Annotated in this window: 25 protein-coding genes and 3 tRNA genes; 14 read left to right on the top strand and 14 right to left on the bottom strand. The window is 69.7% G+C overall.

The window, feature by feature from the left end:
* Positions 1-52: 52 nt before the first annotated feature.
* On the top strand, positions 53-853 hold the full coding sequence (locus ET495_RS06765) for a HEAT repeat domain-containing protein (RefSeq protein ID WP_129203669.1): 801 nt from the start codon (positions 53-55) through the stop codon (positions 851-853).
* Between the two features lie 393 nt (positions 854-1,246).
* Here the strand turns inward: ET495_RS06765 and ET495_RS06760 are convergent.
* The 5 genes from ET495_RS06760 to ET495_RS06740 form a co-directional block, all read right to left on the bottom strand.
* Positions 1,247-1,319: transfer RNA gene (locus ET495_RS06760), tRNA-Asn, on the bottom strand.
* 88 nt (positions 1,320-1,407) lie between these two features.
* Positions 1,408-1,851 carry a hypothetical protein gene (locus tag ET495_RS06755; RefSeq protein ID WP_245993352.1) on the bottom strand — a complete coding sequence of 148 codons (444 nt, stop codon included), beginning with the start codon at positions 1,849-1,851 and terminating at the stop codon, positions 1,408-1,410.
* A gap of 70 nt (positions 1,852-1,921) precedes the next feature.
* Positions 1,922-1,995 (bottom strand) — tRNA-Ile (locus ET495_RS06750).
* Between the two features lie 139 nt (positions 1,996-2,134).
* Positions 2,135-2,464 (bottom strand): type II toxin-antitoxin system HicB family antitoxin, encoded by a 330-nt coding sequence (locus ET495_RS06745; protein WP_129203665.1) that lies wholly within the window; start codon positions 2,462-2,464, stop codon positions 2,135-2,137.
* Between the two features lie 260 nt (positions 2,465-2,724).
* Positions 2,725-4,965: a choice-of-anchor Q domain-containing protein gene (locus ET495_RS06740; RefSeq protein WP_129203663.1), complete on the bottom strand. Its 2,241-nt coding sequence runs from the start codon at positions 4,963-4,965 to the stop codon at positions 2,725-2,727.
* A 460-nt stretch (positions 4,966-5,425) separates the two neighbouring features.
* On the opposite strand from ET495_RS06740, the gene ET495_RS06735 reads away from it, so the two are divergent.
* The 3 genes from ET495_RS06735 to ET495_RS06725 all read left to right on the top strand — a co-directional run bounded on the left by ET495_RS06735 (position 5,426) and on the right by ET495_RS06725 (position 6,823).
* Positions 5,426-5,650, top strand: coding sequence for a hypothetical protein (locus tag ET495_RS06735; protein WP_129203661.1), 225 nt, complete (start codon positions 5,426-5,428; stop codon positions 5,648-5,650).
* A 37-nt stretch (positions 5,651-5,687) separates the two neighbouring features.
* On the top strand, positions 5,688-6,173 hold the full coding sequence (gene def, locus ET495_RS06730) for a peptide deformylase (protein ID WP_129203659.1): 486 nt from the start codon (positions 5,688-5,690) through the stop codon (positions 6,171-6,173).
* 149 nt (positions 6,174-6,322) lie between these two features.
* The gene (locus ET495_RS06725) at positions 6,323-6,823 is read left to right on the top strand and encodes a DUF3145 domain-containing protein (protein ID WP_129203657.1); all 501 of its coding nucleotides are present in this window, start codon (positions 6,323-6,325) and stop codon (positions 6,821-6,823) included.
* 75 nt (positions 6,824-6,898) lie between these two features.
* Here ET495_RS06725 and ET495_RS06720 read toward each other — a convergent pair whose 3' ends face one another.
* The 5 genes from ET495_RS06720 to ET495_RS06700 form a co-directional block, all read right to left on the bottom strand.
* Positions 6,899-8,149, bottom strand: coding sequence for a beta-ketoacyl-[acyl-carrier-protein] synthase family protein (locus ET495_RS06720; protein ID WP_129203655.1), 1,251 nt, complete (start codon positions 8,147-8,149; stop codon positions 6,899-6,901).
* 79 nt (positions 8,150-8,228) lie between these two features.
* Positions 8,229-8,477: an acyl carrier protein gene (locus ET495_RS06715; RefSeq protein ID WP_129203653.1), complete on the bottom strand. Its 249-nt coding sequence runs from the start codon at positions 8,475-8,477 to the stop codon at positions 8,229-8,231.
* A gap of 71 nt (positions 8,478-8,548) precedes the next feature.
* On the bottom strand, positions 8,549-9,553 hold the full coding sequence (locus ET495_RS06710; RefSeq protein ID WP_129203651.1) for a beta-ketoacyl-ACP synthase III: 1,005 nt from the start codon (positions 9,551-9,553) through the stop codon (positions 8,549-8,551).
* Positions 9,550-10,503, bottom strand: coding sequence for an ACP S-malonyltransferase (locus ET495_RS06705; RefSeq protein WP_129203649.1), 954 nt, complete (start codon positions 10,501-10,503; stop codon positions 9,550-9,552). The genes ET495_RS06710 and ET495_RS06705 overlap by 4 nt, the downstream gene beginning before the upstream one ends.
* Before the next feature lie 105 nt (positions 10,504-10,608).
* Entirely contained in the window at positions 10,609-11,784 is a 1,176-nt protein-coding gene (locus ET495_RS06700) for a PucR family transcriptional regulator (RefSeq protein ID WP_129203647.1), read from the bottom strand.
* A 207-nt stretch (positions 11,785-11,991) separates the two neighbouring features.
* Between ET495_RS06700 and ET495_RS06695 the strand changes: the two genes are divergently transcribed.
* Positions 11,992-12,696 carry a hypothetical protein gene (locus ET495_RS06695; RefSeq protein ID WP_129203645.1) on the top strand — a complete coding sequence of 235 codons (705 nt, stop codon included), beginning with the start codon at positions 11,992-11,994 and terminating at the stop codon, positions 12,694-12,696.
* 138 nt (positions 12,697-12,834) lie between these two features.
* Here ET495_RS06695 and aceE read toward each other — a convergent pair whose 3' ends face one another.
* The gene (gene aceE, locus ET495_RS06690) at positions 12,835-15,597 is read right to left on the bottom strand and encodes a pyruvate dehydrogenase (acetyl-transferring), homodimeric type (protein WP_129203643.1); all 2,763 of its coding nucleotides are present in this window, start codon (positions 15,595-15,597) and stop codon (positions 12,835-12,837) included.
* 320 nt (positions 15,598-15,917) lie between these two features.
* Here aceE and ET495_RS06685 point away from each other — a divergent pair, with 320 nt between their 5' ends.
* The 4 genes from ET495_RS06685 to ET495_RS06670 all read left to right on the top strand — a co-directional run bounded on the left by ET495_RS06685 (position 15,918) and on the right by ET495_RS06670 (position 17,097).
* The gene (locus ET495_RS06685) at positions 15,918-16,322 is read left to right on the top strand and encodes a DUF3052 domain-containing protein (protein ID WP_170220572.1); all 405 of its coding nucleotides are present in this window, start codon (positions 15,918-15,920) and stop codon (positions 16,320-16,322) included.
* A 35-nt stretch (positions 16,323-16,357) separates the two neighbouring features.
* Entirely contained in the window at positions 16,358-16,813 is a 456-nt protein-coding gene (locus ET495_RS06680) for a peroxiredoxin (protein ID WP_129203639.1), read from the top strand.
* A gap of 40 nt (positions 16,814-16,853) precedes the next feature.
* Positions 16,854-16,929: transfer RNA gene (locus ET495_RS06675), tRNA-Val, on the top strand.
* Complete coding sequence (locus tag ET495_RS06670) at positions 16,897-17,097, top strand: hypothetical protein (protein WP_129203637.1); 201 nt, start codon at positions 16,897-16,899, stop codon at positions 17,095-17,097. Before ET495_RS06675 ends, ET495_RS06670 begins: the two co-directional genes overlap by 33 nt.
* Positions 17,098-17,513: 416 nt before the next feature.
* On the opposite strand, the gene ET495_RS06665 is transcribed toward ET495_RS06670, so the two are convergent.
* A complete protein-coding gene (locus ET495_RS06665; protein ID WP_211340926.1) occupies positions 17,514-18,314 on the bottom strand; it encodes an IS5 family transposase in 801 nt (266 codons plus the stop codon).
* A gap of 548 nt (positions 18,315-18,862) precedes the next feature.
* Between ET495_RS06665 and ET495_RS06660 the strand changes: the two genes are divergently transcribed.
* Both ET495_RS06660 and ET495_RS19660 read left to right on the top strand, forming a co-directional pair.
* On the top strand, positions 18,863-19,255 hold the full coding sequence (locus ET495_RS06660; protein ID WP_211340925.1) for a hypothetical protein: 393 nt from the start codon (positions 18,863-18,865) through the stop codon (positions 19,253-19,255).
* On the top strand, positions 19,173-19,493 hold the full coding sequence (locus ET495_RS19660; RefSeq protein ID WP_425471211.1) for a DUF6973 domain-containing protein: 321 nt from the start codon (positions 19,173-19,175) through the stop codon (positions 19,491-19,493). The genes ET495_RS06660 and ET495_RS19660 overlap by 83 nt, the downstream gene beginning before the upstream one ends.
* 744 nt (positions 19,494-20,237) lie before the next feature.
* Here the strand turns inward: ET495_RS19660 and ET495_RS06655 are convergent.
* Positions 20,238-21,488 carry an IS256 family transposase gene (locus tag ET495_RS06655; protein ID WP_129205902.1) on the bottom strand — a complete coding sequence of 417 codons (1,251 nt, stop codon included), beginning with the start codon at positions 21,486-21,488 and terminating at the stop codon, positions 20,238-20,240.
* 450 nt (positions 21,489-21,938) lie between these two features.
* Here ET495_RS06655 and ET495_RS06650 point away from each other — a divergent pair, with 450 nt between their 5' ends.
* Positions 21,939-22,313 carry a hypothetical protein gene (locus tag ET495_RS06650; RefSeq protein WP_129203635.1) on the top strand — a complete coding sequence of 125 codons (375 nt, stop codon included), beginning with the start codon at positions 21,939-21,941 and terminating at the stop codon, positions 22,311-22,313.
* A 125-nt stretch (positions 22,314-22,438) separates the two neighbouring features.
* On the opposite strand, the gene ET495_RS06645 is transcribed toward ET495_RS06650, so the two are convergent.
* A complete protein-coding gene (locus ET495_RS06645) occupies positions 22,439-23,254 on the bottom strand; it encodes a GIY-YIG nuclease family protein (protein WP_129203634.1) in 816 nt (271 codons plus the stop codon).
* Between the two features lie 994 nt (positions 23,255-24,248).
* Between ET495_RS06645 and ET495_RS06640 the strand changes: the two genes are divergently transcribed.
* Both ET495_RS06640 and ET495_RS06635 read left to right on the top strand, forming a co-directional pair.
* A complete protein-coding gene (locus tag ET495_RS06640) occupies positions 24,249-24,482 on the top strand; it encodes a hypothetical protein (protein WP_129203632.1) in 234 nt (77 codons plus the stop codon).
* On the top strand, positions 24,479-25,186 hold the full coding sequence (locus tag ET495_RS06635; protein WP_129203630.1) for a hypothetical protein: 708 nt from the start codon (positions 24,479-24,481) through the stop codon (positions 25,184-25,186). Before ET495_RS06640 ends, ET495_RS06635 begins: the two co-directional genes overlap by 4 nt.
* The last annotated feature ends 26 nt before the right edge of the window (positions 25,187-25,212 follow it).

The raw sequence follows: 25,212 nt of genomic DNA, 5'->3' as shown, positions 1-25,212 counted from the left end.
TCGAATGCTACGGCTTGACCTTCTCGCAACGGCAACTTCTACCGTGGCCGGGATGAACTTGACGCAGTCATTGGTCACCGCACCGGTCGCGCGCAAAGGCGTCGCGCAGTTGGACGAGGCTCTCGACCGCCTGGCGCACGCCGACCGCGACGCGCGCCAGGCTGCTGCCCTGAACGTCGGCGAGATCGCTGACCCTGCCGCTGCACCGGGCCTGGTTGCTCGGCTGTGGTCGGAGCCGGACCCCTTCGTGCGTGAGACTCTCTCGTGGGCGATCACTCGCGTGGCCGCCGCCGCCACTCCGCTCCTGCTGGAGGCCCTGACGAGCGCCCGTGCGGCCACGCTCGATCGAGCGCTGCACGTCCTGAGCAAGATCGCGGACCCGGCGACTGTGGACGCCATGATCCCGTTGGCGGACGACGCCGACCCCCACGTCGCGGCGAAAGCCCGGTGGGCGCTCGCCCGGATCGGCGACCCCCGAGCCATCCCTGCCTTCGTGGCACACCTGGGAGTGGGTGACGACACCACACGCAACGGCGTGACCAGGGATCTCGCGTCCTTCGCTGCGCGCGCCGTGCCCGCACTTGTCGATGCTCTCACCAGCGACAAGACCCACGTGCGCAGTCACGCCGCTGAGGCCCTCTGCTTCATGGGACCTGGTGCCGAGGGCGCCACCGACGTACTCTCCGGGGCCCTCGACGACCCCGACGGCGAAGTGCGGGTCTCCGCGGCGATGGCCCTCTTCGATCTGCGCACTCCGCGAGCACACGCGGCCCTCACGCGGCGCACCAAGACGGCGGATCGGCGAGTGCGTGCGATCGCGGACCGCGCCGCCCGGCGACCCGGCGGGCCGTAGCGGCGGCGGCTGCTCCGTTCGGCCAGCCGGGTGGTCGTGGAGAGGGCGGGTTCGACGACGTCGGCGATGTACTGGGCCACCGACGACGTGGGGGGTTCACTTCGGCTGCTCGTCGACCGACGCCCGGATCTGGTTCGCCTTGGCCTTGGCCCTGGCTCGTGCGCGCAGTTGACCGTCGGTCGTCCGTCTGGAGACCTGGGTGCGCTGGGGGATCAGCCGGGCGTAGCCCTCTGGGCACGCAAGGGCTGGGGCGGACGCTCGAGCCAACCCGCGACACGCCCGGCGCGGACACACTTTCTGGCCGCTAACCCCCGCCAACCCGATGCCGGACGCTCGCAGCAAAGAAAAAGGCCCCCTGAACTGTGCTTTCGCAAGTCAGAGGGCCTTCTTGGGCTCCCGCGGTTGGACTTGAACCAACGACCGTCCGATTAACAGTCGGATGCTCTGCCAGCTGAGCTACGCGGGATCGCTTCGGCCTCGTGCCCGAGGCCGGGTAGAACAATACCAGGCGTCGGGCGGTGCTCAGAACCCGGTGGTGCGTGCAGCGCCGCGGGTCACCACGCCATCCCCGCCGCGGCACGAACGCGCTGCTCAGCGGCGTCGACGACGGGGCCGACGTCCGGGGCGTCCAGGTCGACTCCGGCCCCGGCGAGCACCTGGGAGAAGAGGGTGCCGTCGACGTCCCGGCGCACGGCGACGCGCGCCGTGCGGTCGCCCGGCAGCGGAACCTCCTCGGCGAGCACGACCGACCACTCGACGCGCTCCCGCACGACCCGCGCAAGCCGGGACCGTGTGGCGTCGGCAAGACGAAGCCGCAGCGGTGCCTGCTGGTCGACCCACCGGACGGTGATGGCGGCGTGTGCTGGGTCGAACGATGCGCGGTCGACGTCCGACCAGACGTGACGCACGACGACGTCGGCGCTCCCGTCCGTGGTGATCAGTTCGGTGCGCGTCGCGACCGCCCACCCGCCGTCGGTGAGCAGGGCGGCGGCGAGCACACGTTCGGTGTTCGGCAGGCCGAGCGCCGAACGTACGCCCGCAGGAATCGAAGGACGTCGCGACCACATGTGCCCCGTGCAGGACTTGAACCCGCGACCGAGAGATTATGAGTCTCCTGCTCTGACCAGCTGAGCTAACGGGGCGAAGTTTCATCCTATCGGAGTGGTCGCGCACCCCCTGTCGCTCCAGCGCAGACATGCAGGTCACAGCGTTGGCTGGCGACGGTGGAGCAGGCGTGGGGCCGGCCGCCGGCGGGGGCTGCCTCGGCCAGGATGCGAGTGGTCAGACCAACGCCAGGTGGTCGGAGACGAGCTGGTTCAGCGATACCCGTTGCTCGGCGGCCTTCTCGGTCAGCCGGCGGTGGGTCTCCGGGGAGATTCGGAGGCGGAACTCCCCGGAGTAGTTGCGGTCGGCCAGCGGCACGGGGACGGTCCTCCCTTTTGCCTCGATGCGTTCGACGACGTCGTAGGCGAGCCTCTGGATGCCGGCGATCGCGGAGTCCCGGTCTGGCCCGAGCCAGCACAGGAGCGGCAGCTCGAGCACGGTACCGGCGAACTTCTGGTCCTCTGCCGACCACGTCACCCGGTAGCAGTAGCGGTCTGCGGCGTTCATGAGCCTCCTTCGACTGGTGCGCCCTCGTCCTGCCCATCGCTTCGACGACTCGGACGCGGCACGGCGTGGCCCTGCGGCCCATGTTCTGGTGGTTGGCTCGCGGCTGGCGTTGCACGGACCCGGCTCGCCCCGCCGCGAGGTGGGGTCACGGGGCGGACGCCGTGATGCGGTGGTCGCAGCCGCGCGTCAGGCCGGGCGGGCCGTGCCGCCCGGCTCGGCCTGCCCGGCAGCCCCTCCCGTGCCGGCGGGGCGACGAGTGGTCAGTTCCGCAGCCGGCGGCTGGCGATCCGCAGGCTCGTCCCCACGACGAGCGCGAGGGCGGCGACGAGGAGCGCCGTCGAGATGTGAGCGCCGGTGCTGGCGAGCAGCCCGCTGGGCGCGTCTGCCTCGGGGACGCTCGGCTCGGTGGGGTCCGAGGTCCCGGGGTCGACTGTCGGCACGGGAGTCGGGGTACTCGTGGGCTCGTTCGCCGTGCCCTCGTACACGATCGTGCCGATGGCGCTGGGGCGGGCGCCGAGGGAGGCGTTCTCCCTGCTCAGCGAGCCGATAGTGGCGGTGAACTTGACCGGCGCGGTCTCCACGTGGTCGATCGTCGGCACGGCGACGGTCTTCGGCGACGTGTCGCCGTCGGCCCACCGCACCGTCGTGGTCGTGGCCTCGTAGTCGACGCCGGACTTCGCGGAGCCGTCCGTGGTCAGGACGGTGACCGCGAGGGCCCGTGTGTCGTCGCCGGAGCGCTCGATCGTGAACGTGGCGTCGTCGCCGCCGACGACTGTGACGTCTTCGACGAACTGCACGGTGTTGCCCTGGACCTCTACGGCCCCGACGTCGATCGCGGCGCCCTGGACGCGCTGCAGACCGCGCTGGTCGCCGGCGTAGAAGGCGGCGTCGGCTCCGCCGGGCGCGACGCCTGCGTCGATCAGCGGGCTGCCCGCCTGCGGCCTGTACGTCGGGGTGCCGCCACCGTTGTCCGTCAGGTCGCCGAGCCTCATCGACGCCCGGTCCACGATCGTGTAGATGCCGTCGGGCATGGTCGCCGAGGACAGGCAGTTCTCACCGGAGATCGAGTTCGAGGTGATGACGTTCCCGCCGCCGACCACCTGCAGCGGGTCCTGCGTGCCGGCGCGATAGCCGAGGGGCGCACAGTCCCCGGAGTCGATGACGTTGTTGTCGAGTATCGCCTGGGTGGACGGGTCGAGACTCGCGAGGATGCTCGCTCCGGTGCCGATGACGGTGTTGTTGCGCATGACCAGGTCGGGGGTGGCCGAACCGTCGGTGTCGATGCCGGCGCCCCAGACTCCCACCGGGTACTCGGCGATGGAGCTTGACCGCTTCAGCGTGAAGGTCGAGTTCTCGATGATGACGATCGGTTCGTCGGTGCCCGCGCTCGCATGCAGGCCTCCGTAGAAGACCGTGGGCGTGTGCGAGCTGACGACGGACTCGACCGAGGTGCGGTTCATCAGCATCCGGCAGGACGCGTCGTGCTCGCAGCGCAGCTCGAAGGCGCCGTGGTACGGCTCGGCGTACCCGTCGACGTCCGGGGTCGTGAAGGTCGAGTCCTCGACGGTGAACTCACCGGCGAGGTACCCGCTGACGAACCCGGCCATGGTGCTCATCGTCGTGTTCGTGATGGTCACGGAAGCCGCTCCGGCCCCCTCGCTGTCCAGGCCGACGCGGAAGTAGGTGTCCAGCCCGGTCAGGTTCCCGCTGTCCACCGTGACGTTGTCGAGCGTGAAGTCGGCCGTGCCCCGGAGATAGACCCCGGTCTTGCTGGAGCTGGTGTCCGTGGTGACGAACGTGGTGTCGATGATCGAGACGCTGCCGGCTCCGAGTCCGGTGGCCGCGCTGAAGGCGAGGCTTCCCGCGCTCACGGCGAACGTCGAGTCCTCGACCGTCACCTCGCTGGCGGCGCCGATGCGGATGGCGGCGTCGGCGGCCGACCGGGACGGCCTGGCCGCGGTGCCCGTGAGGCTGACGTCGCGCAGGGTCAGGCTGGCGGCGTTGGCCTCGAGGTTGATCTCGTCGCCGATGACGGACAGCCCGGCGATCGTCACGGCACCCGTCCGCGCCTGCGACCCGTTGTACAGGCCGAAGCCCTGCGTCCCGGCGTCGATGAGCGTCTTCGTCGAGCCCAGTCCCTGGATGGTCAGCGAGGTCGCGTCGCCCGGGGGCGACGTGACGTGGAGCGAGCAGTCCGGGTTGAGCCTGATCGGTTCGGTCGTCGTGATGCTGATCGTGTAGTCGCCCGGCGTGGAGCGCGCGACGGTCTCGAACTGGTCGACCGCCCACCGCAGCGTGCCCTCGGGGCCGGTCCCGGAGCAGCCGCCGGTGAGTGCGACAGCGTCGTCGCCTCCCACGCTGACCTCCCAGATCGTCCCTGAGGTCTGGGCGGCGTTCGCGAGGCCGCTGCCCGCGATGCTGGCTGCGACCAGTGCGAGAGCGACCCACGCGGCACGGCGCAGGCCCGCGCGCGAGTCGAGTGGAGGTGTGCACGTGCGCATTTGGGTCCCTTTCCGGGGGTCTGCGTTGCCGCCAGGCATTGGCCAGGCGTGGCGGCGTGTTTGGGCAGCGAGCGCCCGTCGCTTCTGCGGTAGAAGGCGGAGACGCGATGCCTGGGCAAGTAAACGACGCATTCCGACATGACGTCGCGAAAATGGCGCGTCTTCTTTGTCGGGTGGCGTCCGCAGCGCGGCTGAAGGCGCGTTTCCAGGCGGAATCAGGCGCGCGATGATTGCCGCGGGGAGGCGCGCACGGCGCGCCTTGAGCTCCGGCTCCGTGTTCGAAGTCGTGCGGAGAGCGATGGCCGTCTCGGCGCCATTCTTCCTGCTCGCAAGAATGGCAACGTTTGCGCTCTGCCTCTTGCCCGGGGCGCATGCCCGTGCTCGACGCGCCGGCCGGGCCTCGCAGCGGGCGGGGCGCGGCGTGCAACTTTGTCGCAGACTGGGCTGCGAATGGTTTGAGGTGACCGGAACCCTGAGGTCGATGTGGCAGGTTGTACCCGTGTGGTGGCTCGTGGTCGGGGTAGGACTCGTGGTGACAGGCGGCGTGGTCGCCCGCCGCGTCGCCTTGCGCGCGCGCGAGGACCTGCCGGGTCCTGCCGGCGGCCTGACGCTCGCCGTGGGGCTGAGCCTGGCGTTCTGGGGCCTGGTCGCTGTCGTCGTCGGGCTGGTCGTCGTCCTTCGCTGACACCGCCGCGGGGGTCGGCCGTGAAAGAATGCACGCCATGGCAATGCGAGAGATCCGTGTGATCCCTGACCCCGTGCTGCGCACCGTGTGTGACGAGATCACCACGATCGACGACGGCGTCCGCGGCCTGGTTGCCGACCTGATCGAGACGGTCGACGCCGAGGGCCGTGCCGGTCTCGCGGCCAACCAGATCGGCGTGAACCTGCGCGCGTTCTCGTGGAACATCGACGACGAGGTCGGCTACGTCCTCAACCCACGCATCGTGGCGCTCGGCGACGAGCTTCAGGACGGCGACGAGGGCTGCCTGTCGGTGCCGGGTCTGTGGTATCCCACGACGCGTGCCGCCTACGCCCGGGTGGAGGGCATCGACCTGGACGGGAACGCCGTCGTCGTCGAGGGGACCGGTCTCATGGCACGCTGCCTCCAGCACGAGTGCGACCACCTGGACGGCAAGCTCTACCTCGACCGTCTGGAGCGCAGCGTGCGCTCCAAGGCGATGCGGGAGCTGCGCGCCCGCCTGTGACGTGGCGTCCGTCTCGCGTCAGCGCGTGCGGTCGGGCATCATGGCGCGTGGCACACTGGTGACCGCACGATCACACCGCAAGGTGACACGCCGCACGCCGACCTGGTTGAGGACGTAGGGGAAGACGGACCTCGACCCAGGGAGGAACAATGTCCGGCGCTATCACCCGCGGTGTCCTTTTCGTGCATTCGGCTCCACGTGCCCTGTGCCCCCACGTCGAGTGGGCGGCAGGCAACGTGCTGGGTTCGCGCGTGTCCATGGACTGGACGGTGCAGCCCGCCGCGCGCGGCCTGCACCGTGCCGAGTTCTCCTGGCAGGGCATCCAGGGCACCGGTGCGCGCCTTGCGTCTGCCCTGCACGGGTGGGACCACCTGCGCTACGAGGTGACCGAGGAGGCCAGCCACGGTGCCGACGGTGCCCGCTGGTCGCACACCCCGGACCTCGGCATCTTCCACGCCATGACTGACGTGCATGGCAACGTCGTCATCTCCGAGGACCGTGTCCGGTCGGCGCTCGACCTCGCTCACGATCCGCGCGCCATGCGGGATGCGCTCGACCTCGCGCTGGGCACCGCGTGGGACGACGAGCTCGAACCCTTCCGCTACGCAGGGGCCGGCGCACCGGTGCGCTGGCTGCACCGCGTCGGCTGAGCCACCACCTGGGACGACGACGGCGCCCCGCCCTCGACGAGGAGGAGCGGGGCGCCGTCGTGCGTGGGGGCGCGGTCAGGCGTTCGTGACCACGAGGGCCACGTTGTGCCCGCCGAAGCCGAACGAGTTGTTGAGCGCGACGACGTCGCCGGCGGGCAGCGCGGCGGGCACGTCGCGCACCAGCGGCACCTGAAGCTCGGGGTCGGGCTTGGCGACGTTGATGGTCGGGGGAGCGAGGCGCTCGTGGACCGCCTTGACCGTGAACAGCGTCTCCAGCGCACCCGCCCCGCCGAGCAGGTGCCCGGTCATCGACTTGGTGGCCGACAGCAGCACGTGGTCGGCCTCACCGCCGAGCAGCGAGCGGATCGACGCCGTCTCGGTGAGGTCGCCGACCTTGGTCGACGTGGCGTGCGCGTTGACGTGGACGACGTCACGCCCGGTCGCGCCGGCGTTCTCCAGCGCGCGGCGCATGGCAGCGACCTGGCCGCGCCCCTCCGGGTCGGGGGAGGTGATGTGGTAGGCGTCGGACGACAGGCCGACGCCCGCGATCCTGGCGTAGACGCGCGCGCCGCGCGCGGCAGCGTGCTCGGCCGACTCCAGGACGACGACGGCCGCGCCCTCGCCGACGACGAAGCCGTCACGGTCGACGTCGTACGGGCGCGAGGCGCCGGCCGGGTCGTCGTTGCGCAGCGACAGCGTGCGCGACGCCGCGAACGCGGCGATCGGCATGGGGTGGATCGTGGCCTCGGTGCCGCCCGCGACGACGACGTCGGCGCGGCCGTTGCGGATCATCTCGACGCCGTACCCGATCGCCTCGGCACCCGACGCGCACGCCGACACCATGGCGTGCGCCCCGGCGCGGGCGCCGATCTCAAGTTCGACGTACGCGGCGGGCGAGTTCGGCATGAGCATCGGCACGGTCATCGGCAGCATGCGGCGCGCGCCGCGCTCGCGCAGCGTGTCCCAGCCGTCGAGCGTCGTCCAGATCCCGCCGATGCCCGACGACACGACGGCGCCCAGGCGCTCGCCGTCGACCTCGGCCCCGGCGAGCCCGGCGTCGGCCCACGCCTCGCGCGTGGCGATGATGGCGTACTGCGCGGACGGGTCCATCCGCTTGATCTCGGGGCGCGCGAGCACCTCGTCGGGCTTGACCTTGATGGTCGCCGCGAAGGTGACGGGGATGCCGTACTTCTCCGCCCAGTCGTTCTCGAGGGTCCGAGCGCCCGACTCGCCGGCCAGCGCGGCCGTCCAGGTGGACACGGCGTCACCGCCGAGCGGCGTGGTGGCGCCGAGCCCGGTCACGACGACGTCTCGGGGTGCGGTCATGGCGATGCTCCTGGGGTTCGGGAGGTACGGGGAGGCGGCCGACGGCGGCGGTGCGCCGCCGTCGGCCAGTGAGCCGTGGTCAGGCCTGGGCGCCGGCGATGAAGGTCACGGCGTCGCCGACGGTGGCGAGGTTCTTGACCTCCTCGTCGGGGATGCGGACCCCGAACTTGTCCTCGGCGTGCGTCACGATGGTCATCATCGACAGCGAGTCGATGTCGAGGTCGTCGGTGAAGGACTTCTCGAGCACGACGGCGTCGGTGGGCAGGCCCGTCTCCTCGGCGACGATCTCGGCGAGGCCCTCGAGGATCTCGGTGTCGGTGTAAGCCATGAGTGTTTTTCCTTCTGGTTGAGGGTGTCCGGGGCCGGCGGCCCCGGGAGTTCGTGGGAACAGGGGCGAGGTTACGGCAGCACCACGACCTGGGCGGCGTACACCAGCCCGGCCCCGAACCCGATCTGCAGTGCGACGTCGCCCGACTTCGCCTGGCCCTCGGCCACGAGCCGGTCGATCGCCAGCGGGATCGACGCGGCCGAGGTGTTGCCCGTCTCGACGATGTCGCGCGCGACGACGACGTCGCCGGGGAGCTTGAGCTGCTTGACCATCTGGTCGATGATCCGCATGTTCGCCTGGTGCGGGACGAACACGTCGATGTCCTGCGGCCCCACGCCGGCGGCGTCCATCGCGGCCTGCGCGAACTTGCCGACCTGGAAGCTCGCCCACTTGAAGACGGTCTGGCCGTCCTGGCGCAGCGTCGGCCAGCCGAGCGACGGATCCGCGCGCAGGTCGGTCCACGAGTGCGTCTGGCGGATCGTGGCGGCCTTGGAACCGTCCGAGCCCCAGACCGTGGGGCCGATGCCCGGCGTGTCCGAGCGTCCGACGACGGCGGCGCCCGCGCCGTCGCCCAGCAGGAACGAGATGGAGCGGTCGGTCGGGTCGATGATCTCCGACAGCTTCTCGGCGCCGATCGCGAGCACGTTGCGGGCGACGCCCGAGCGCACCAGCGCGTCGGCCTGCCCGATCGCGTAGCAGTAGCCGGCGCACGCGGCCGAGATGTCGTAGGCGGCCGCCGGGTTGGCGCCGATGCGGTCGGCCAGGATGGCGGCGGCCGACGGCGTCTGCACGAAGTGCGAGATGGTCGACATGACGACGGCGTCGATCTCGTCGGGTGCGATGCCGGCGGCGGCGATCGCCTTGGTCGCGGCGACCTGCGCCAGGTCCAGCACGTCGCGGTCGGCGCCCGCGCGACGGCGGGTGACGATGCCGGTGCGCTGACGGATCCACTCGTCCGAGGAGTCGATCGGGCCCGCGATGTCGTCGTTCGTGACGACGAGCTCTCCGCGCTCGGCGCCGATGCCGAGGATGCGCGAGTGGGCGACCGGCTGGGCCTGCTTGAGCTGGACTGTCATGCCTGGGCTCCGTTCGTGCGCGCGGCGTCGGAGTGGGCGGCGACGAGGTCACGCGCGGCCTCGACGTCGGCAGGCGACTTGATGGCGACGAGCTCGACGCCCTTGAGGGCGCGCTTGGCGAGACCGGTGAGCACACCCCCGGGGGCGAGCTCGAGGATGCCCGTCACGCCCCGGGCGGCGAGGCCCTCCATGACGAGGTCCCACCGCACGGGAGCGGTGATCTGCGCAGCGATGCGTGCGAGCACCGCGGCGGCGTCGCCGTGCGGCTGCCCGTCGAGGTCGGCGAGGAAGGGCACGCGCGGGTCGGCCGCGGGCCACGCCGTCGCGACCGGCTCGAACAGGTCGCGCGCCGAGTCCATGAACGGGGTGTGGAACGCGCCGGCGACCTGGAGCGGGATGACCCGAGCGCGAGCCGGGGGGTTCGCGGCGAGCGCCGCGAGGTTCTCCGGCGAGCCGCCCGCGACGGTCTGTCCCGCGCCGTTGATGTTCGCCGGCCACAGGCCGGCACCCTCGATGGCGGCCCGCACCTCGTCCGGGTCGCCGCCGACGACGGCGCTCATCCCCGACGGCGCAGCGGCGGCCGCCTGCGCCATCGCCTGCGCGCGGCGGGTCACGAGGCCGACGGCACCGGCGTCGTCGAGCACGCCCGCGACGGCGGCGGCGGCGACCTCGCCGACCGAGTGCCCGGCGGTCACGTCGACGACGTCGGCGGTGTCACGCCCGTCGAGGACGACGCGCAGCGACAGCAGCGACGAGGCGACGATGAGCGGCTGGGCGACCGCCGTGTCCCGGATGGTGTCGGCGTCCGACGTCGTGCCATGGGCGACGAGGTCGAGGCCGGACGCCGCAGCGTATGCGGCAAGAAGGTCAGCACCTCCGGGCAGGTCGAGCCACGGAGCGAGCATCCCGGGGGTCTGAGAGCCCTGTCCTGGGCAGACGACGGCGAGCACGGGTCAACGGTGACAGACGCACCAGCCCGCGGCGCGTACCGACAGGCACGAACCTGCCCGAACGCGATTGTGGGGTTCCCACAAGCGTGTTCGGGCTCGGACCCGTCAGGTGAGCTGGCCGAGAGCGAGCGCCACCTGGAGCACGAACGACTCGCGCGCGTCGAGCGGGTCCCAGCCGGTGATCTCGGAGACCTTGCGCAGCCGGTAGCGGACGGTGTTGGGGTGCACGTACAGCTGACGCGCGGCGGCCTCCAGCGAGCGCCCGGTGCCGAGGTAGGCCGAGAGCGTCTCGAGCACCGACCCGGTGGCGTTCTCCAGCGGCCGGTACGCCTGCCCGACGAGCGTGCGGCGGGCGGCGTCGTCGCCGATCAGGACGCGCTCGGGCAGCAGGTCGTCGGCCAGCACCGGGCGCGGGGCCTGCGGCCACGCCGGAGCGGCCGCGAGCCCCGCGAGGGCGGCGGCCGCCGAGCGCGAAGCCTCCGCGACCGACGGCACGAGCCCGCCGATGACCACGGTCCCGGACCCGAAGCGCGGCACCAGGCTCGTGGCGGCGGCCACCAGGTCGCCGTCGCCGCCGAGCACCAGGACGATGCGGTCGCCGTGGATGCCCACGAGCGCGTCGCCGGCCGCACGGCGCGCGGCCCGCCGCAGGTCCGCCGTGTGCAGCTCGTCGAGGCCACCCGTCGTCGTGCCGACCATCACGAGCACCTGCCCGCGTCCGCTCCAGCCCAGCGCGGACACCCGCGAGCGAACCGCGTCGTCGCCGTCGCCACGCACCAGCGCGTCGACGACCAGGGCCTCGAGCCGGGCGTCCCACGCCCCGCGCAGCTCGGCGGCGCGGGCGTACACCTCGGCGGCGGAGAACGCGACCTCGCGCGAGTACCGCAGCACCGCCTCACGGACCTCGCGCTCGGCACCGGGACCGGCGACCTGGTCGGCGTGCGACTCGACAACGTCGACCATGAGGCGCACGAGCTGGAGCGCCTGCTGCAGCGAGATCGACTGCGTCAGCTCGCGGGGAGCCGCGGCGAACATCTCGCCCACACCGCTGGGCGGGGCCGACGGGTCGGCGAACCAGGTGACGAACGCCGTGATGCCAGACTGCGCCACCAGGCCGACGTAGGAGCGGTCCTCGGCCTGGAGGTCGCGGTACCACGGCAGCTCCTCGTCGAGGCGGCGCAGGGCTGCCGCTGCCAGGAACCCGGCCCCCTCACGGACGCGCTGCACCGTCGCGGCACGGTGCTCAAGGCTGTGGTCGGCGTTCGTGGTGGCGTGGGGCACCTTTCGAGGATACGTGCGCACACGCACACCCGACCAGGGAACGCTTGTGGGGATGGCACAAACGGTCCCCTGTGACGGGGATCGTCCGCGTTCACACCGGTCCCGTCCCCGAACGACGACGGTCCGCCGCTGCCGCAGGACCGCAGCGCGCGCCGTCGGAGTGATCTCGGCACACTCGCAAGGCGCGGTTGTGGTTATGGTCATGACATGGCACTCATGCCCCGGCTCCGCGCCCTTCTCCGCCGGCAGTTCTCGGCGTCGACCGTCGGCACACGACGTCCCACGTCGACGGACCGGCGGCGTGGCGACTCGGTCCAGGAAGACGCGCTGCGCGCGATGCTGCATGACGACCCGAACGACGTGCGGGCGTTCGACGCGCTCGCCGAGCTCGTGCGTCGGCGCGCCGCCGAGTCGGCCAACCCCGAGGACCCGCTGACCGCGGCGGCCGACGAGGAGACACCGGCCGACCAGCGGGAGCGGGCGGCCGACCTCGCGGTGTGGGCGCTCGCAGAGGAGTTCGCCGGTCACCCGCGGGGCTGGTACCCGCTGCTCGAGCTGGGCCGGCTGTCCCTGAGCTCCGACCCCGAGGGCGCCGTGCGGCGCCTCGCCACCGCCGCCGAGCGCGACCCCGAGGGCCGCGCCCTGGCGGGCGGCATGGAGATCCTGCGTGGCGCAGGGATGCCGGTCGAGGCGCTCGGGCTCGGCGTCGGCCACTGGCGCGCTCGGGAGCACATCCCCGCCGTCGGCGAGCATCTGGTGATCGCGGCCCTCGAGGCGGGCCGCGTCCTGGAGGCGCGCCAGCACCTGGCGAGCCTCCAGCTCCACCCGGACCACGGCGAGGTCGCCCGTGTCCGCCCGGCCCTCGAGCAGGCGATCGCCGCCCACGAGGCCGCCCAGCAGCCCGCACCCTGATCTCGGTGCCGCCCGCTCTCGCCCGCCCACGGCGGTGCGGGAGCGCACCGTGCCGGTGCCCCGACACGTCAAGGGCCTCAGCCCCCGGTGATGCTCACGGCACCACCCGGGGCTGAGGCCCTCGACGTCGTCAGACGGTCAGCTCTCACCGCCCGCGTTGCCCGAGGTACCTGCCGTGACGTCGAGCAGGCGGTACTTCTCCACGGCGCGGCCGACGACGTCGGGCGAGATCTCGCCGCGGCGGGCCAGCACCTGCAGCGTCTTGACCACCATCGACGGGCCGTCGATGAGGAAGAAGCGGCGGGCCGCGGCGCGCGTGTCGGAGAAGCCGAAGCCGTCGGCGCCGAGCACCTCGTAGTCGCCCGGGACCCACTTGCGGATCTGGTCGGCAACCAGGTGGTCGTAGTCGCTCGTCGCGATGACCGGGCCACCGGTGCCCTGGAGCTTCTGCGTCAGGAACGGGGTGCGCGGCTCGGCCGACGGGTCGACGAACACCGCCTTCTCCGCGGCGAGCGCGTCGCGGCGCAGCTCGCTCCAGCTCGTGACCGACCAGACGTCGGCCGACACCCCCCAGTCGTCGCGCAGCAGCCGCTGGGCCTCGAGCGCCCACGGCACCCCCACGCCCGAGGCGAGGAGCTGCGCCTTGGGACCCGGGACGTCGGACACCGCGATCCGGTGGATGCCGCGCAGGATGCCCTCGACGTCGACGTCCTCCGGCTCGGCCGGCTGGACCAGCGGCTCGTTGTACACCGTCAGGTAGTACATGACGTTCTGCTCGCGGCCACGCTCGTCGTGGACACCGTCCGACGACGCCCCGTACATGCGCTCGATGGCGTCGCGCATGATGTGGCGGATCTCGTAGCCGTAGGCCGGGTCGTACGCGATCATCGCCGTGTTGGTGCCGGCGATGAGCGGCGAGTGCCCGTCGGCGTGCTGCAGGCCCTCACCGGTCAGGGTGGTGCGGCCCGCGGTGGCACCGATGATGAAGCCGCGCGTCATCTGGTCGCCCGCCGCCCAGAACTGGTCGCCGGTCCGCTGGAACCCGAACATCGAGTAGAAGATGTAGACGGGCACCATGTGCTCGCCGTGCGTCGCGTACGCGGTGCCGACCGACTGGAACGCCGCAGCCGAACCGGCCTCGTTGATGCCGGTGTGCATGATCTGCCCGGCCTCGGACTCCTTGTACGAGAGCATGAGGTCGCGGTCGACGGCCAGGTAGTGCTGGCCACCGGTGTTGAAGATCTTCGCGCTCGGGAAGATCGAGTCCAGACCGAACGTGCGCGCCTCGTCGGGGATGATCGGCACGATGCGCTTGCCGAACTCCTTGTCCTTGATGAGGTCCTTGAGCAGGCGGACGAACGCCATCGTGGTGGCGACCTCCTGCGTGCCCGAGCCCTTCTTGAGCAGCTCGTACGACTTCGGCTCGGGGAGCGCGATCGCCTTCGGCGCGTGACGCCGCTCGGGAACGAACCCGCCGAGCTGGCGACGGCGCTCCAGGAGGTACTGGATCGCGGTGTCGTCGGCACCCGGGTGGTAGTACGGCGCCGAGTACGGGTCCTCGAGCTGCTCGTCCGGGATCGGGATGCGCAGCGAGTCGCGCAGCGCCTTGAGCTCGTCCGACTTGAGCTTCTTCATCTGGTGCGTGGCGTTGCGGCCCGCGAACCCCGAACCGAGGCCGTAGCCCTTGACCGTCTGCGCGAGGATGACCGTCGGCTGGCCCTGGTGGGCGCGCGCCGCGGCGTAGGCCGCGTAGATCTTGCGGTAGTCGTGGCCGCCGCGCTTCATGTTCCAGATGTCGTCGTCGGTCATGTTCTCGACGAGCGCCTTGGTGCGCGGGTCGCGCCCGAAGAAGTGCTCCCGGATGAACGCGCCGGACTCGGCGCGGTACGTCTGGTAGTCGCCGTCAGGCGTGACGTTCATGAGGTTGACCAGGGCGCGGTCCTTGTCCGCGTTGAGCAGCGCGTCCCACTCGCGACCCCAGATGACCTTGATGACGTTCCAGCCCGCACCCTTGAACTGGGCTTCGAGCTCCTGGATGATCTTGCCGTTCCCGCGCACCGGACCGTCGAGTCGCTGCAAGTTGCAGTTGACCACGAACGTCAGGTTGTCGAGGCCCTGGTGCGCCGCGAGCTGCAGCATGCCGCGCGACTCCGGCTCGTCCATCTCGCCGTCACCGAGGAACGCCCAGACGTCCTGCTGTGAGGTGTCCTTGATGCCGCGGTTGTGCAGGTACCTGTTCGTCCACGCCTGATAGATCGCCGACGCCGGACCGAGGCCCATCGACACCGTCGGGAACTCCCAGAACTCGGGCAGCAGGCGCGGGTGCGGGTACGAGGGCAGCCCGTGAGCGCCCTTCGACTTCTCCTGGCGGAAACCGTCGAGATCCTCCTGCGAGAGGCGCCCCTCCAGGTACGCACGGGCGTACATGCCGGGGGACGAGTGCCCCTGGAAGTACACCTGGTCGCCACCACCCGGGTGGTCCTTCCCGCGGAAGAAGTGGTTGAGGCCGACCTCGGTCAGCGTCGCGACCGACGCGTACGACGAGATGTGCCCGCCCACGCCGATCCCCGGCTTCTGCGCGCGCGTCACCAGCACGGCAGCGTTCCAGCGGATCCACGAGCGGTACTTGCGCTCGAGCGCCTCGTCACCGGGGAAGTACGGCTCCTCGTGCACGCCGATCGTGTTGACGTACGGCGTCGCGAACGACGCCGGGATCGCCACGTTGCGCTCACGTGCGCGGCGCAACAGGTTGAGCATGACGTAGCGGGCCCGCGGCCCGCCCTTGTCGTCGATCAGGCCGTCGAAGGACTCGACCCACTCGGCGGTCTCGCCGGGGTCGATGTCGGGGACCGAGCTGAGCAGACCGTTGATCAGCGGTCCGGTCTCGTCGTACGAAGCCACCAGCACCTCTCTCTGTCATGACCTCGGGTGAGTGCGCAGCACGCAGTCACACCTGGCGTCGAATCACCCCCATTGTGTCCCCAACTGAACCCCGCGAACACTGCTTCGCCCGGTCCGCGCCCGTGACGTCGGTCATGCTGTTGCGCTCTCAACAACCGCAGAAAGCCACCCGCGACGGCGCCGACGGGCGCGCGACCCGCCGTCGCCGTGCCTGTGACGAGGCGCATAGGGCCGACGTGGACTACGTTGACCACCAGCCCGGTCCGCGCAACGGACCGGGACGACTTAGCCTCAGGAAGGAACGGACGGACCACGTGGGTATGCAGACGGATCCCCAGGCCGACCGCCTCGGGTTCACGCCCGGCCAGGTGGTGCAGGAGTTCGGCTGGGACGACGACGTCGACGACGAGCTGCGCGAGGCGATCGAAGAGATCACCGGCGGAGAGCTCGTCGACGAGGACTACGACGACGTCACCGACGGCGTCATCGTGTGGTGGCGCTCAGACGACGGCGACCTCGCCGACATGCTCGTCGACGCGCTCACCGTTCTCGACGACGGTGGTGCGGTCTGGCTGTTCACCCGCAAACCCGGTCGCTCGGGCCATGTCGGGCACGACGAGATCCAGGAAGCCGCGACGACGGCGGGACTGCACGCCATGACCACGTTCGCGGTCGCGAGCGACTGGTCGGCGACGCAGCTCGCCAACCGCGGACGCGGGCGCTGACCCCGGGCGGCGCGGGCATCGTGCACCATGGGGGCATGACGCTCCAGCCCGGGGACCTCGCCCCCGACTTCACGCTGCCCGACACGCACGGCACGCCCGTCCACCTCGGCGACCTGCGCGGTGAGGCCGTGCTCGTCGTGTTCTTCCCGTTCGCGTTCTCCGGGATCTGCACGGGCGAGCTGTGCGAGCTGCGGGACAACATCGAGGAGTTCGAGACCGCGGGCGTGCGTCTGCTCGCCGTCTCGACCGATCCGGTGTTCGCGCTCAAGGCGTGGCAGCAGCAGGAAGGGTTCGGGTTCGACGTGCTCAGCGACTTCTGGCCGCACGGGACCGCAGCGCGCGCCTACGGGGCGTTCGACGCCGAACGCGGGCACGCCCTGCGCGGGTCGTTCCTTATCGACGCAGACGGCGTGATCCGATGGGCGGTGGTCAACCCGCGCGGCCAGCGCCGTGACCTTGAGGCATACCGGTCGGCGCTCGCGGCGATCTGATTCCCGTACCCTTGAGGGTCGCGTCCCTGAGGCGCGACGAGGGCCTGTAGCTCAGTTGGTAGAGCGCCACGTTTACACCGTGGATGTCGTCGGTTCGAGTCCGGCCGGGCCCACCACAGCTCTTCGTCGGCATCGTTGCCGACCTCAAACCGCTCGCGCTCAAGCGCATCGTCCTCAAGGCGTCGGGTGAAGGCGCAGCTCTCTACCGGCAACACGGTTGGGCGCCGCTCGACGAACCCGACACGTGGATGGAGTTGCGCCCACAAGGTCCGGCCGAGCGGTAGCGCCGCCGCGGTGAACGCCTGGGCCTGCTGGCCCCCTAGGGCCTGTCTCGGAATGGGTGAGCGGCGGCTGGTCCAGGTCAGGGTGTCGTCGGCGATGGTGTGGGTGTCGGCGGCGGTGGTGATGTCGTGCACGCCGGTGGCGGGGTCGTAGCGGTCGAGTTCGAAGCCGCCGAACGCACTGACGTGCTTGGAGACGGCGTAGGACCATTCGAGGTCGTCGTCGGCCGGGTAGACGATGAAGAACGTGTTGGCGTTGGTGTCGAGGGCGTCGATCAGCTCGATCAGGTCGCCGCGGTCGGGCTGGTCGACGTCGTCGCCTGCCTCGGGGGCGGCGTAGTAGTCCACGAACGCCAAGGATGCCAGCGATCAGGCTGCCTTCACGATCGCGGTGACCCAGTCGTCGATCGCCGCGATGGTCACGGTGGTCTCGTAGCGCAGCTGGAGCTTGTCGAACCTCGTGGCCACGGCCCGCCACCGCTTGAGTCGGTTGAACATGCACTCGACCGCGGACCGCAGCTTGTGGTGGCGGAGTCGACCTTGGGTGGGCGCCCGCCAGCAGAGCCCTTCTTCTTCCGGTTGGCCTGCTGGTCGATCTTGTCCGGGATCGTCGCGCGGATGTGGCGCCGGCGCAGCAGGGCGCGGTTGGCGGCCGAGGAGTACGCCCGGTCGGCGCGCACCCTGTGCGGGCGGGTACGCGGGCGCCTGACCCCACCCGGGCGGTGCACCTTGACCGTGTCGAGCACCGGCTCGAACTGTGGGCTGTCGCCGCGGTGTCCGGCCGTGACGACCATGCCCATCAGCTTCTGCCCCTGCTCGCACACCGCGTGGATCTTCGTGGTCCACCCGCCCCGGGAGTGGCCCAGCCCGTGGTCGGCCGGCTCGTCCCCGGGCGGCTCGACCAGCAGATCCGGGCGCTTGCGCGCTCCGGCGGCGTGCTGGTGGACGCGAGCGATCGTGGAGTCGAGGTTCAGGTCCCACCCGATCAGCCCGGCGCCGTCGCTGATGGTGCGCAGCCGGTCGATGACCTTGACCCAGGTGCCGTCGCGCTGCCAGTCCCGGAACCGCCGATACACGCTGTGCCACGGCCCGTACCGGTCCTCGGGCACGTCCCGCCACGGGCAGCCCGTGCGGAGCCGGAACCGGATCCCGTCGATCTGCCGGCGCAGAAGCCCTGCCTTGCGGCCGCGCGCCTTGACCGGCAGCAACGGCTCGAGCACCGCCCACGCCTCATCACCTAGATCATGTCGACCAGCCGCACCACGCACGACCCCGCATCCTGGCGAAACCGCAGGTCACAGCGCAATTCCGAAACAGGCCCTAACGGAGCGCCCGGCAGCCCGATCGTCACGCCGACTTGACCAGGACGCCTATCCGCCCGATCCCTCAGCTACGTGGTGCTTGCATTGCGGCACCCCACCCCGGGGTATCTCGACGGAGCGAAACGATCTGCCTTTCATCGATCATTGACGAGGAACACCACTGCGAGATTCTACGACATTTATTCTCGTCTCGGTGCTCGTACGGCCCTCGGCCTGGGATGGAGCAGAGTTGCCGATCAGCAACCGAGAGCCCCCAGGCCTCAACTCTGATCGAACCTCTGACAGAGTGATCGCTTCGCTTCTGCGATCACCCTGTCTGTGATATCGGTTGGATCGACAGTCCGGCAGACCCGCTCACAAACATGGAGGCTGCAATGGTTCGAGCTGGACTCGCTACACGAAAGATCACATCATCGGTCGTCGCAGGAACGCAGGCAACTGCACTCATGATCGTCGGCACACACTCCGCTCTGGCTAGCCCCGCGTCAGTTGATCCGCAGGGTGTTCAAGAGCGAACCGACTCACTTGTCGATGCACTGCGCAATTCCGACGACCCATACTTGGCACTCGACCAGATGGGCTCCGAAGACCAGGAACTCATTCTGGACGAGATCCGAGAAATGAGTGCTGACGATATTCAGACTTTGTTCAAAGAGGCGCTTCGCCGAGTTCCTCGATCTTCTGGGTACGACACCGCAATCTCAATTCTAGAGAAGGCCTCCTGTGTCGTCTTGGTCGACCTGCTCTCATGCAACAATGCGTCGAAAGCGGCCGACACCGCATCACGCTCCGCCAAGACTCTCTTTTCCCGGACCTGGCCTGCACAACGGCAAGGGTGACGCATACAGACACTGCTACTGGAACGCGCTCATGACGATAGGCATTGGAGAGAGCGCCGCGGAGAAGATTGCATCAAACCATGAAGCGTTAGGAGGTGGCCCGAAGAAGGAGAAGGACATGGACCTCGCTAACAATAAGACCGGTCGCGCAACAGGAAAGGAACTCAAGACGAAGGCTGCGAGCAGTAAGCGCTGCTCAGCTCTCGCAAAGCAGGGGAAGCTGGTGACCCTTAAGTAATGGACTCTTCAGCAAGAGCGGCAGTTCGAGTTAGTGCCCGATTTCTGATGTCCATCGCACTACTATCCTTCTCTGTGTCAGGATGCTCACATTCTGATGCGACGTACGAGCAGGCTCTCGTCAGCGAAGCCGCAAGCGGAAAGTCTTTCCATCTTCCTCAAGCGGCCGCACCGCTTGAGCCATGGGATGAACTCGTCGTGGCCTGCCCTTACTTCTCTGAAGTCGACCATTTGCCTGATGCGTTCAAGAAGGCAGCGCTACAACTCGACACGACCTCGGACGAGGGCGGCCAGTGGCTGATCTTCGGGTCCGGATCGACTGTCAGGACGCTTCGGCTATCGCGAGACAGGGTTGACTTCTGCGCGGCAGACTCACGTGAAGGCGTGGTCCGCACCTCTGACACTCAGTGGACTGCTCGTCACGCGGACGGCGTCTGGCTGATAGGAGCTGAGCCTCAGCCTTGACATGACCGCTCGCTGTCGGATTGGTCTGTGCGGGTCGTATCCGCGCACGAGCCGCCCAGGACCGAGCACGCTCCTGAGCGACATCGCCGGTTTCCTCGACGTCGAGCAGCAGGATGCCCGGCGTCCTCGGGTCTGCCGGGTCGATGCGCCACACGGACAGGCGCACGGCCGGGGCCGGAACCGGATCCCGTCGATCTGCCGGCGCAGAAACCTTGCCTTGCGGGGTCAAGCCCCGCGGAGTGGTGTAGCGCTTTCTGATCCTTCGTAGTGCTGGGTCAGGTCAGGCGGCGGCTCCGATCGTGAGGGCCTGGGTCGGGACGACGTCGGTCGTCATGACGGTCAGCGGGGTTCGTGCCCGCTTGAGCGCGTCGAGGGAGAGGTAGCGGCGCCCTTCGGCCCATTCGTCGTGCTGCTCGGCTAGGACGGCGCCTACGAGGCGGACGATGGCGTCCCGGTTGGGGAAGATCCCCACGACGTCGGTGCGGCGGCGGATCTCCTTGTTGAGACGCTCGTTGGGATTGTTCGACCAGATCTGGCGCCAGATCTCTTTCGGGAAGCTCGTGAAGGCGAGGACGTCTGCGCGGGCGGCGTCGAGGTGGTCGTGCACGTCGGGTAGGGCGGCGGCGACCATGTCGAGGAGCTGGTCGAACTGGGCGTGGACCGCGGTCTCGGTGGGCTGGTCGTAGACCGAGTGCAGCATGGCCTTGACCGCGGGCCAGGACGCCTTGGGGCAGGCGGCCATGAGGTTCGCGGCGTAGTGGGTGCGGCAGCGCTGCCAGGTCGCGCCGGGCAGGTTCGCCGCGACGGCCTCGACCAGGCCGGCGTGCGCGTCGGAAGTGACGAGCTTGACGCCGGCCAGGCCGCGCGCGACGAGGTCGGCGAAGAACTCGTTCCACGCCGGCCCCGTCTCGCTGGTCACGACCCGGGTGCCGAGGACCTCGCGGTGCCCGTCACCATTCACACCGGTCGCCACGAGGACGACGGAGTTGATCACGCGGCCGTGCTCACGGACCTTCATCGTCAGCGCGTCCGCGGCGACGAACGTGAACGGACCCGACTCGCCCAGTGGGCGGTGGCGGAACGCGTCGACCTGGTCGTCGAGGTCTGCGGCCATGCGGGAGACCTGCGACTTCGAGAGGCCGTCGATCCCCAACGTCTTGACGAGCTTGTCCATCCGGCGGGTGCTCACACCTGCCAGGTAGCAGTCGGCCACGACGGTGGTCAGGGCGGACTCGGCGCGCTTGCGGCGCTCGAGGAGCCAGTCCGGGAAGTACGTTCCCTCGCGCAGCTTTGGGATCGCGACGTCGATCGTGCCCACCCGGGTGTCCATCTCACGGTGGCGGTAGCCGTTGCGCTGCGCCTGACGGTCTGGGGAGCGTTGGCCCCACTCCGCGCCGACGACGGCGTCGGCGTGCTCGGACAGCAGGGCGTTGATCATCGTCTGCAGCAGTGAGCGCATCAGGTCGGGTGACGACTCGGCCAGCGCGTCCTTGAGCAGACGTGCGGGGTCGACAATGTAGGGAGCGGTCATCGTGTGCTTCTCCATCCAAGAGTGCTTTCGCAAGGTCTCTTGAAGGATCACGCGGTGACCGCCTCTCATCTCCCGGCTGTCACGCCGGCGACGACCACCTGGCCGACCTACACCACTCTGCGGGACTCGACTCCTTGCGGCCGCGCGCCTTGACCGGCAGCAACGGCTCGAGCACCGCCCGCGCCTCATCACTCAGATCATGTCGACCAGCCGCACCACGCACGACCCCGCATCCTGGCGAAACCGCAGGTCACAGCTCAATTCCGAGACAGGCCCTAGGCGCCTGGTCTCGCACGAGACCTGAATCGCGGCTTGCTCTGTGGACGATCACGCGGGGCACTCGGGGACGTAGAGGACCCGCGAGTGCCAGTGCGAACGTGCAGGGATGTGGATGCGGACGAGCGCGCCGCGTCTCTCGCGCTCTCTCCCAGGTGAGATCACACTTCAACCATGTCGACTCCGAGCGGAACAGCAGTGCCGCGAAGCACGGCCCGGAGCATCGCGATCGGACTTCTCGTTGCGCTCGTCATCACAGCGTTGGCCGGATTCTGGCTCGGGCGCTCGACAGGGTCGCGAGTTCGCTGGACCGCGGGAACGGCGACGGCTGTCGAAGGGCAGGCTTCGATAGAGACCGGCGACTTCACCTACGGCATCGTCGGCTCGGTCCCGAACTGGATCGATGACACGGGCAATGCCCATCAGTCGACCTACCCCGGGTGCCTGACGCCGGGCGAGCACGTGAACGTCCGGTTCGCGTGGGTTCCGGCCAACGACCCCGAGATGGTGTCGTCCCGGGTCGTTGTGGCCGTTGACTGCCGACGCTGACGTACCTCGCCGGCTGAGGCCCGTGGGTGCGCCTGCGCCTGGCGGAGCCTCTTGGCCCCGCTCTCCCGAGAACCGAGACCTGCCAGCAGTTTGACGTGGGGCAGGGTGTGGTCGCGATCGGCCGGTCAGTTGGCGTTGAGGCCGAAGCTCCTTGTGAGCAGCTTGTCCTTGTACAGGGTCTCGACGGCGACGACGTCGTCGATCGTTGCGGTCTTCGGCAGGACCTGTAGCACGCTGTACTGGAAACGCTCGACGGTCTCGGGGTCGACCATGAGCTCCTCGATGAGTCTCCTGTCGCCGCCATGCAGGGTGCCGACATACTCCGACCAGCGTCCGAGCAGACCGCCGTGCCCGTACGCCGATCCGATGTACTGCTTGCCGGTGACGGTGTCGACGATCAGGTAGATGGCGTTGATCGATGCCATCGCCGTGTGCCAGTGCGCGTACCGGCGGGGCTGGTCGATGATCTCGCTGAGGTCGGCAAAGCTCAGGACGAGCCGCTCGAACCCGGGAAACAGCGGAGCCTGGCGTTCCAGGATCGCCAGCACCGGCTTGACGGCGGCTGTGACGCCGTTCTGTTTCCAGGTCCGGGTGCCGGAGCCCCAGTCGATGACGAGCCGACCGTGAAGGTCGGCCAGCACCTCGGAGTCCTCGAGCTGGAACCTGCCCGCGCCGAGATGCCCATGGTTGACGTAGCAGGCCTCGAGGCGGGCGCTGTTTCCTTCTTCGCCGCGGAAGTTCAGCCAGTACTGATGCCGGGCGGGAGAGTTCTCCCGCTGTTCGCTGACGTATGCCAGGAGGCCGCCTGCCTCGAGAGCCTTGCGGGCGTCGGGGTTGCTCATCGGGTGGCGCACGAGGAGCACGTCGGCAGGGTCCAGCGAGGCCGCCACGAGGACGTGGGCGAGGGTGAGCGTCGACGACGGCGGCGCGGTCCGGACCATGGGCACAGGCAGCCACAACGGTCCTGCCTTCCCGGACCGATCGGCTCGCCGCGGGCCGCGCAGCGCGCGACCCGCGCCGCGAGCACGCCTCGGGTCAGCATCCCGCCGGGCAGTGCGGCGCTGACGAAGGCGCTGGCATGGGGCACCGGAGCCGTCGCGCCTCGCACGACGCCGGGATGGCGGCCTGCTCGATCGCGGTCGTCGCGCGTTGGAGCCGTCGAGTGTCGGGCGGTCACGCGAGCCCCAGAGGGACACCGGGAGAAGCGACGACGAGCGCACGTAGTGGCCCTCCACGGCGACGCCGACCAGCCAGATCCTGGCTCCGGTCGTGATCAGGAACTCCTGCAACCGGGTGACGTCCTCGCCGCGCGCCCCGCTACCCCCGCCGCCGTCGGATCCGGAACGCGGGCCACCGCAGACCACGCCCCCAGGCCCAGGGCGGGCACGACGAGCAGCGCGCCGATCACCACCCGGGCGTGCCCTTCATGCGGCGTCCGCACCTCCGACCGCGCGGTACGGCCACTCTGCCCTGGACCATCCGCCGCAACGGGCTGCGGAACGGGCACTCCGGCATCCACGCCAGGGACAGGATCGTCAACAATCATCGTCCACGCATTCATTGTGTCGGCCCTGTCAATGACATCCGCACCGACCTGGGTCCAGACCAGAACACCACAGAGAAACTAACCGCAGAAGCGGCGGACAGTACACGCAACATTGTCAGCCGACCTGCCAAGGCTTTGTGGCGAAGAGTCCGGAGCCTTTGATGCCGAATCGGCATTCATCTTCGGCCAGCACGAGTTCCCGGATGCCATGGCCAGGGATACTGGGGCCGTTGCCCGATGATTGCCGGTGCGTGATCTGATACAAAGGAGTTCATGTGCGAAGGATTGTGCGAGCAATCGCAGCAGTTCTCATTTGTGTGGGAATGATCGGCGGCGGGGCAGTCGTCGCCGACGCGGAGGGGGCTGTCCCCGCGGCCGAAGCTCGCCGCGTGAGCACCGTCGCCGGGGGCAGGGCCACCGCTCGCTGGACCGTCGGCTTCGGCCAGCGAAGCTCCAAAGTGTCGCGGCTCACCGGAAACGTCAACTGGGGCACTCGCGCCCAGGGGCAGGTCGCAGGCGCGCATGGTGCCTCATGGACCAGCTGGAGCTGGAGCCGCACGACTGCTGTTGCCCGTGTGACCAGCGGCACCCTCGTCGACGCCCAGGTTGCCTGGCAACCGTGAGAACGATCCGCTGGGGCACTGCCGTGGCAGCGCTCGCCGGTGTCGCCGTGCTCGCATCCTGCGCGTCCGCACCCAGCGGGCGGCCGCCGAGGACCCAGACACCCGAGGAGGCGTCCGCGGCAGCACTCCTCGGATTCCGCCAGCGCGCCATGGACGCCGGCGCGGCGGAGTCACAACGTGCGATTCTCGCGCACGATGCGGTCACGCTCGACGACGTCCTCGCCGCGGCAGAGAATGCCCTGCAGTGCATGCGCGATGCGGGCCATTCCACAAGCGGCCCGCACGTGGTCCCCGGCCGGCGTCAGGAACGCATCGAGTACTTGGTGTCGACAGCACCCGACGGCACGACCACCATCATGGACGCCTGCTACGAACGCTACTTCGCATGGGTGGACGTCTTCTGGCAAACATCCACGCCCGCAGAGTTCGAGTTCGAGATGCGGCGTGAAGACGCGCTGTTCGTGCCACTCCTCGAATGCGTACACGACATGGGTCTTGACGTCGTCCCCAGTCCGACCTGGGACGAGCTCTGGGATGCGGCGATTCGTCCCCTGGTCGGACCAGAGTTCGACACTGCCGATCGGGAGCACCCCGAACCGGGTGAGCCAACCACGTGGCCTCCGTCGCCAGACGGCACCGATGACGGAGTGGTCCCGGACAACTGTCTCGACCGCATCGGATTCGACACCTGGACCGAGCCGTGATCGACAAGCCGTGGTGCGAGGTACCG

This window comes from Xylanimonas allomyrinae (genome assembly GCF_004135345.1).
In the GTDB taxonomy this organism is placed as follows: Bacteria; Actinomycetota; Actinomycetes; order Actinomycetales; family Cellulomonadaceae; genus Xylanimonas; species Xylanimonas allomyrinae.
The sequence above is the reverse complement of the archived record's forward strand: the minus strand, read 5'-3'. Positions and strand labels throughout refer to the sequence as shown.

Coding starts and splice junctions, on each gene's coding strand:
- ET495_RS06695 (WP_129203645.1), top strand. CDS start 11,992: ATGGCACTCATGCCCCGGCTCCGCGCCCTTCTCCGCCGGCAGTTCTCG.
- ET495_RS06765 (WP_129203669.1), top strand. CDS start 53: ATGAACTTGACGCAGTCATTGGTCACCGCACCGGTCGCGCGCAAAGGC.
- ET495_RS19660 (WP_425471211.1), top strand. CDS start 19,173: ATGCGTCGAAAGCGGCCGACACCGCATCACGCTCCGCCAAGACTCTCT.
- ET495_RS06720 (WP_129203655.1), bottom strand. CDS start 8,149: ATGACCGCACCCCGAGACGTCGTCGTGACCGGGCTCGGCGCCACCACG.
- def (WP_129203659.1), top strand. CDS start 5,688: ATGGCAATGCGAGAGATCCGTGTGATCCCTGACCCCGTGCTGCGCACC.
- ET495_RS06645 (WP_129203634.1), bottom strand. CDS start 23,254: ATGGTCCGGACCGCGCCGCCGTCGTCGACGCTCACCCTCGCCCACGTC.
- ET495_RS06725 (WP_129203657.1), top strand. CDS start 6,323: ATGTCCGGCGCTATCACCCGCGGTGTCCTTTTCGTGCATTCGGCTCCA.
- ET495_RS06660 (WP_211340925.1), top strand. CDS start 18,863: ATGATCGTCGGCACACACTCCGCTCTGGCTAGCCCCGCGTCAGTTGAT.
- ET495_RS06715 (WP_129203653.1), bottom strand. CDS start 8,477: ATGGCTTACACCGACACCGAGATCCTCGAGGGCCTCGCCGAGATCGTC.
- ET495_RS06745 (WP_129203665.1), bottom strand. CDS start 2,464: ATGAACGCCGCAGACCGCTACTGCTACCGGGTGACGTGGTCGGCAGAG.
- ET495_RS06655 (WP_129205902.1), bottom strand. CDS start 21,488: ATGACCGCTCCCTACATTGTCGACCCCGCACGTCTGCTCAAGGACGCG.
- ET495_RS06680 (WP_129203639.1), top strand. CDS start 16,358: ATGACGCTCCAGCCCGGGGACCTCGCCCCCGACTTCACGCTGCCCGAC.
- ET495_RS06670 (WP_129203637.1), top strand. CDS start 16,897: ATGTCGTCGGTTCGAGTCCGGCCGGGCCCACCACAGCTCTTCGTCGGC.
- ET495_RS06685 (WP_170220572.1), top strand. CDS start 15,918: ATGCAGACGGATCCCCAGGCCGACCGCCTCGGGTTCACGCCCGGCCAG.
- ET495_RS06740 (WP_129203663.1), bottom strand. CDS start 4,965: ATGCGCACGTGCACACCTCCACTCGACTCGCGCGCGGGCCTGCGCCGT.
- ET495_RS06650 (WP_129203635.1), top strand. CDS start 21,939: ATGTCGACTCCGAGCGGAACAGCAGTGCCGCGAAGCACGGCCCGGAGC.
- ET495_RS06710 (WP_129203651.1), bottom strand. CDS start 9,553: ATGACAGTCCAGCTCAAGCAGGCCCAGCCGGTCGCCCACTCGCGCATC.